At 60.3% G+C, this 5,234-nt stretch carries 4 protein-coding genes; 2 read left to right on the top strand and 2 right to left on the bottom strand.

What is annotated here, in order from left to right; all coding sequences use genetic code 11:
- Positions 1 to 50: 50 nt before the first annotated feature.
- Positions 51 to 1,172, bottom strand: a complete 1,122-nt coding sequence (locus tag BLX42_RS12140) for a Re/Si-specific NAD(P)(+) transhydrogenase subunit alpha (protein WP_161871844.1) — start codon at positions 1,170 to 1,172, stop codon at positions 51 to 53.
- Between the two features lie 410 nt (positions 1,173 to 1,582).
- Positions 1,583 to 2,491, bottom strand: a complete 909-nt coding sequence (locus tag BLX42_RS12135; RefSeq protein WP_046786714.1) for a LysR substrate-binding domain-containing protein — start codon at positions 2,489 to 2,491, stop codon at positions 1,583 to 1,585.
- A 162-nt stretch (positions 2,492 to 2,653) separates the two neighbouring features.
- Here BLX42_RS12135 and BLX42_RS12130 point away from each other — a divergent pair, with 162 nt between their 5' ends.
- Both BLX42_RS12130 and BLX42_RS12125 read left to right on the top strand, forming a co-directional pair.
- Positions 2,654 to 3,835: an acyl-CoA dehydrogenase gene (locus tag BLX42_RS12130; protein ID WP_012316821.1), complete on the top strand. Its 1,182-nt coding sequence runs from the start codon at positions 2,654 to 2,656 to the stop codon at positions 3,833 to 3,835.
- Positions 3,836 to 3,849: 14 nt separating this feature from the next.
- The gene (locus BLX42_RS12125; RefSeq protein ID WP_161871843.1) at positions 3,850 to 5,070 is read left to right on the top strand and encodes a CaiB/BaiF CoA-transferase family protein; all 1,221 of its coding nucleotides are present in this window, start codon (positions 3,850 to 3,852) and stop codon (positions 5,068 to 5,070) included.
- The last annotated feature ends 164 nt before the right edge of the window (positions 5,071 to 5,234 follow it).

The following is a 5,234-nucleotide window of genomic DNA, read 5'->3' as shown; positions in this document are numbered from 1 at the left end:
CAGGTTGTAGATGCCATGGGAAATCAGCATGTCTTCCATTGTCGTGCTCCTTAGCCGTTCTTGCGCACGACCTGGCCGTCGCGGCACATCAGGCACGCGGCGACGATGTCGTCTTCGAGGTTGATGACCAGCGCGCCGTCCTTGTCGAACAGCAGCTTCATGAAATCCAGCAGGTTGCGTGCATACAGTGCCGAGGCATCTGCTGCCACCTGGGCCGGCAGGTTGGTCGGGCCGACGATGGTCACGCCGTTTTCCATCACGACCTGGTCGGCCACGGTCAGCGGGCAATTACCGCCTTGGGCAGCGGCCAGGTCGATGACCACCGAGCCTGGTTTCATCTGCGCCACGGTTTCGGCGCTGAGCAGGGTCGGTGCCTTGCGGCCGGGGATGAGCGCCGTAGTGATGACGATGTCGGCCTGTTTGGCTCGCTCATGCACGGCCTGGGCCTGGCGCTGCATCCAGCTGGCCGGCATCGGCCGGGCATAGCCGCCGACGCCTTCCGCGCACTCGCGCTCCTCATCGGTCTCGTAGGGCACGTCGATGAACTTGGCGCCCAGCGACTCGATCTGCTCCTTGACAGCCGGGCGTACGTCGGACGCCTCGATGACTGCGCCCAGGCGCTTGGCGGTGGCGATGGCCTGCAGGCCGGCAACGCCAGCACCCAGGATCAGCACGCGCGCGGCTTTCACAGTACCGGCGGCGGTCATCAGCATGGGCATGAAGCGCGGGTAATGATGGGCAGCCAGCAACACGGCCTTGTAACCGGCGATGTTGGCCTGGGACGACAGCACGTCCAGGCTCTGGGCCCGGGATGTACGCGGCGCGGCCTCCAGGGCGAAGGCAGTGATACCGCGCTCTGCCATCTTGCCGATCAGCTCGTTGTTGAATGGGTTGAGCATGCCCACCAGAAGGCTGCCGCTGTGGATCAGGGCCAGCTCCTGGTCGTTGGGACCGACCACCTTGAGGACCAGTTGGGCGCCGTAGGCATCGGCTGCACTTCCCAGGGAAGCGCCCACGGCCTCATAGGCACTGTCCGGAATGCTGGCATTGAGCCCTGCCCCCCGTTGGACGGTGACCTGATGGCCCTGGCCAATCAGTTTCTTGATGGTTTCCGGGGTCGCAGCGACCCTTGTCTCACCGGTCTGCGTCTCGAGAGGAACACCAATGTGCACGACTATTTCTCCTGCGGTGACCTTTTTGTCTTTATAGAAGCCAGCGCACTTCGGGTGGTGCGCGGGTTTGGCTGTTGAGCGCCAGTCCGCCGAATCCAGGGCGGGCGGAGCATTTTGCAGACGAACCCAGGGGCCTTCAACCGGTTCTGGAGCGAAACGAAGTTAAAACTACAAGTCACCCTGTGACCGTATGTCGCAACGGATAGGGCGCAGCCCGTCAAACATGGGCTATTGGCAGATTAGGGGATTTTTTGAAATTTTTTGCGCTGATTTCGCAGATGGACTCGCGAAGGTCGTAAAACCCTCTGAAAGCCGCGTGTTTAGCGGTTTTGTCGGGGTTTTTCGATTCACCTGAACAGTTTGCTTATATGCGACAAAAACATACATCTGTAGGTGTTCAAAATAATTGACTACAAGGGTAGGGAAGGGGCGATGTAATGCTGTGCCTGCCCCAGTAGCCAATCACGGAATGCCCGCAGCGACGCCGATTCGGCCTTGCGCTCGGGAATCATCAGATAATAGGCCTTGTCGCTGGACAGGGCGTATCTGTTAGCGACCACCAGTCTGCCTTCCTCCAGTTCCCGCTGGATCAGGAACGGTGGTATCAGCGCGATGCCCATCTCGTGGGTGGCAGCTTGGGCCAGCATTGAGAACAGTTCATAGCGCGGGCCTGTCATGTCCCCGGAAACGTTCATGCCCAGACCATTGAACCACTGTCGCCAGGCATAGGGCCGCGTGGTCTGCTGCAGCAGCGGCAGGTGGGCGATTCGCGTCGCGTCGAGCATGCCTTGCCCGTCCAGCAAGGCTGGGCTGCACACGGGTACCGGGTTTTCGCCCATCAGGCGGTGGGAGTGCGTGCCTGACCAGTCGGCATCGCCAAAATAGATAGCGGCATCGAACGTGGTGTCGGCAAACAGGAACGGCCGTGTGCGGTTGGTGAGGTTGACAGTGACATCCGGGTGCCGTTGCTGGAAGTCCTTGAGCCGCGGCAGCAGCCATTGGGTGCCGAAAGTCGGTACTACGGCCAGTTCGATCACGTTGGCACCTTGCTGGCGCATTACCGACAAGGTGTCACGCTCTACAGCATCCAGCTGTGCGGCAACCTGGCGGCTATACGACAGTCCCGCCTCTGTCAGCTTGACGCCGCGCCGCGAGCGCCGGAACAGTTCCACGTTGAGAAACCCCTCGAGGCCGCCGATCTGGCGACAGACGGCGCCTTGGGTCAGGGCAAGTTCCTGAGCGGCCTTGGTAAAGCTCTCGTGGCGCGCTGCTGCTTCGAAGCAGACCAATGCGGTGGTACTGGGGATCTTGCGACGCATGTACAGCAACCTCACTTATAGGGTTTGCAAGATGGGGTTTTTGTGTGTTTCGGAGTGATAAATTATCACTAATACGTGCGCAATCCTCGTTTGTCCTCGTTGTAGATCAGGCCTAGGATCAAAGGCACAAGAATCTGCTCCCCTATTTCGAGGATTTCACTCATGGCCGGTAAAGCAAGCTTCAACTGGATCGACCCGCTGCTGCTGGACCAGCAGCTCACTGAAGAAGAGCGCATGGTTCGTGACAGCGCCTATCAGTTCGCCCAGGACAAGCTGGCCCCGCGGGTGCTGGAGGCTTTCCGTCATGAGCAGACCGACCCCGCTATTTTTCGCGAAATGGGTGAAGTCGGCCTGCTGGGCGCGACCATTCCCGAGCAATATGGCGGGAGTGGGCTCAACTACGTGTGCTACGGGCTGATTGCCCGGGAAGTGGAGCGTATCGACTCTGGCTATCGCTCGATGATGAGTGTGCAGTCTTCACTGGTGATGGTGCCGATCAACGAGTTCGGTACCGAAGCGCAGAAGCAGAAGTACCTGCCCAAGCTTGCCAGCGGTGAGTGGATCGGTTGCTTCGGCCTGACCGAACCTAACCATGGCTCCGACCCGGGCTCGATGATCACCCGTGCCAGGAAGGTGGACGGTGGCTATCGCCTGAGCGGCAGCAAGATGTGGATCACCAACAGCCCGATCGCCGATGTGTTCGTGGTCTGGGCCAAGGATGACGCTGGCGATATCCGCGGCTTTGTTCTTGAAAAGGGTTGGCAGGGCCTCAGTGCACCGGCGATCCATGGCAAGGTCGGGCTGCGCGCGTCGATCACCGGCGAAATCGTGATGGACAATGTGTTCGTGCCTGAGGAAAACATCTTCCCGGATGTGCGTGGCCTCAAAGGTCCGTTCACCTGCCTGAACTCTGCCCGTTATGGTATTTCCTGGGGTGCTTTGGGGGCTGCTGAAGCCTGCTGGCACACCGCTCGCCAGTACACCCTGGACCGTCAGCAGTTCGGCCGCCCGCTGGCTGCCAATCAGCTTATCCAGAAGAAGCTGGCCGACATGCAGACCGAAATTACCCTGGCCCTGCAAGGCTGCCTGCGTTTGGGGCGTATGAAGGACGAGGGCACCGCTGCGGTGGAAATCACCTCGATCATGAAGCGCAACTCGTGCGGCAAGTCGCTGGACATTGCGCGTATGGCCCGTGACATGTTGGGTGGTAACGGTATCTCCGACGAGTTCGGCGTCGCGCGTCATCTGGTCAATCTTGAGGTGGTCAACACCTATGAGGGCACCCATGACGTACACGCGCTGATTCTGGGGCGCGCGCAAACCGGCATCCAGGCCTTCTATTGATAAGGAGCCAGGGTATGGGCGCGCTATCTCATCTGCGGGTGCTGGACCTCTCCCGTGTGCTGGCTGGGCCCTGGTCTGGTCAGATTCTGGCTGACCTGGGCGCCGACGTGATCAAGGTCGAGCGCCCAGGCAGCGGCGACGATACTCGCGCCTGGGGGCCGCCCTTCCTCAAGGATGTACAAGGCGAGAACACCAGTGAGGCGGCTTACTATTTGTCGGCCAACCGTAACAAGCGTTCGGTGACCATCGACTTTACTCAGCCAGAGGGGCAGCGCCTGGTGCGTGAGCTGGCTGCGAAGTCGGACATCGTCATTGAAAACTTCAAGGTTGGCGGGCTGGCTGCCTATGGGCTGGATTACGCGAGCCTGAAGTCGGTGAATCCCCGGCTTATCTATTGCTCGATCACGGGCTTCGGTCAGACCGGGCCCTACGCTAAGCGCGCGGGCTATGACTTCATGATCCAGGGGCTGGGCGGGCTGATGAGCCTGACCGGGCGCCCCGACGGTGATGAGGGTGCCGGACCTGTGAAGGTGGGGGTAGCGCTTACCGATATTCTGACTGGGCTGTATTCGACCGTGGCCATACTGGCGGCCCTCGCCCATCGCGACCAGGCCGGTGTCGGGCAGCACATCGATATGGCCTTGCTGGATGTGCAGGTAGCCTGCCTGGCCAATCAGGCGATGAACTACCTCACTACCGGCAACCCGCCGCGACGGCTGGGCAATGCACATCCTAATATTGTGCCTTATCAGGATTTCCCGACCGCAGATGGCGACTTCATTCTTACCGTCGGCAACGATGGCCAGTTCCGCAAGTTCGCCGAGGTGGCTGGTCAGCCTCAATGGGCTGATGACCCACGCTTCGCAACCAACAAGCTGCGGGTGGCCAATCGGGCGGAGCTGATTCCGTTGATTCGCCAGGCCACGGTGTTCAAGACAACGGCTGAGTGGGTGAGCCAGTTGGAAGCTGCAGGCGTGCCCTGTGGGCCGATCAATGATCTGGCGCAGATGTTCCAGGACCCGCAAGTGCTTGCGCGCGGCCTGGCTGTGAGCATGCCCCATGCCTTGGCTGGGAGTGTGCCGCAGGTGGCCAGCCCTATCAGGTTATCGGAAACGCCCGTTAAGTATCGTCGTGCGCCGCCGCTGTTGGGTGAGCACACGGAGGAGGTGCTAGGTGATGTGTTGGGGTTGGATGGCGGTGCGCTTGGGCGCTTGCGCAGTGCTGGTGTGCTCTGAGGCTATATATAGGTGATGAAAAGCGGGGAGGCCGACAGGCCTCCCCGCTTTGCTTTTCAGGGATAGTGGGGTTTATTGGAATTAAGCCTTGACGCGCGTTCGAATCCCCTTATAATGCGCCCCACTTCCAGCGTAGTCGGAACGAGAAACTCCTTGAAATTCAA

The sequence above is a fragment of the Pseudomonas sp. SG-MS2 genome (genome assembly GCF_009933855.1).
GTDB lineage: Bacteria > Pseudomonadota > Gammaproteobacteria > Pseudomonadales > Pseudomonadaceae > Aquipseudomonas > Aquipseudomonas putida_E.
This window is presented reverse-complemented; position numbering and strand designations above follow the sequence as displayed.

What these genes read in the sequence shown, in the direction of transcription:
- BLX42_RS12135 (WP_046786714.1), bottom strand. Translation starts at nt 2,491, where the DNA reads ATGCGTCGCAAGATCCCCAGTACCACCGCATTGGTCTGCTTCGAAGCA.
- BLX42_RS12130 (WP_012316821.1), top strand. Translation starts at nt 2,654, where the DNA reads ATGGCCGGTAAAGCAAGCTTCAACTGGATCGACCCGCTGCTGCTGGAC.
- BLX42_RS12125 (WP_161871843.1), top strand. Translation starts at nt 3,850, where the DNA reads ATGGGCGCGCTATCTCATCTGCGGGTGCTGGACCTCTCCCGTGTGCTG.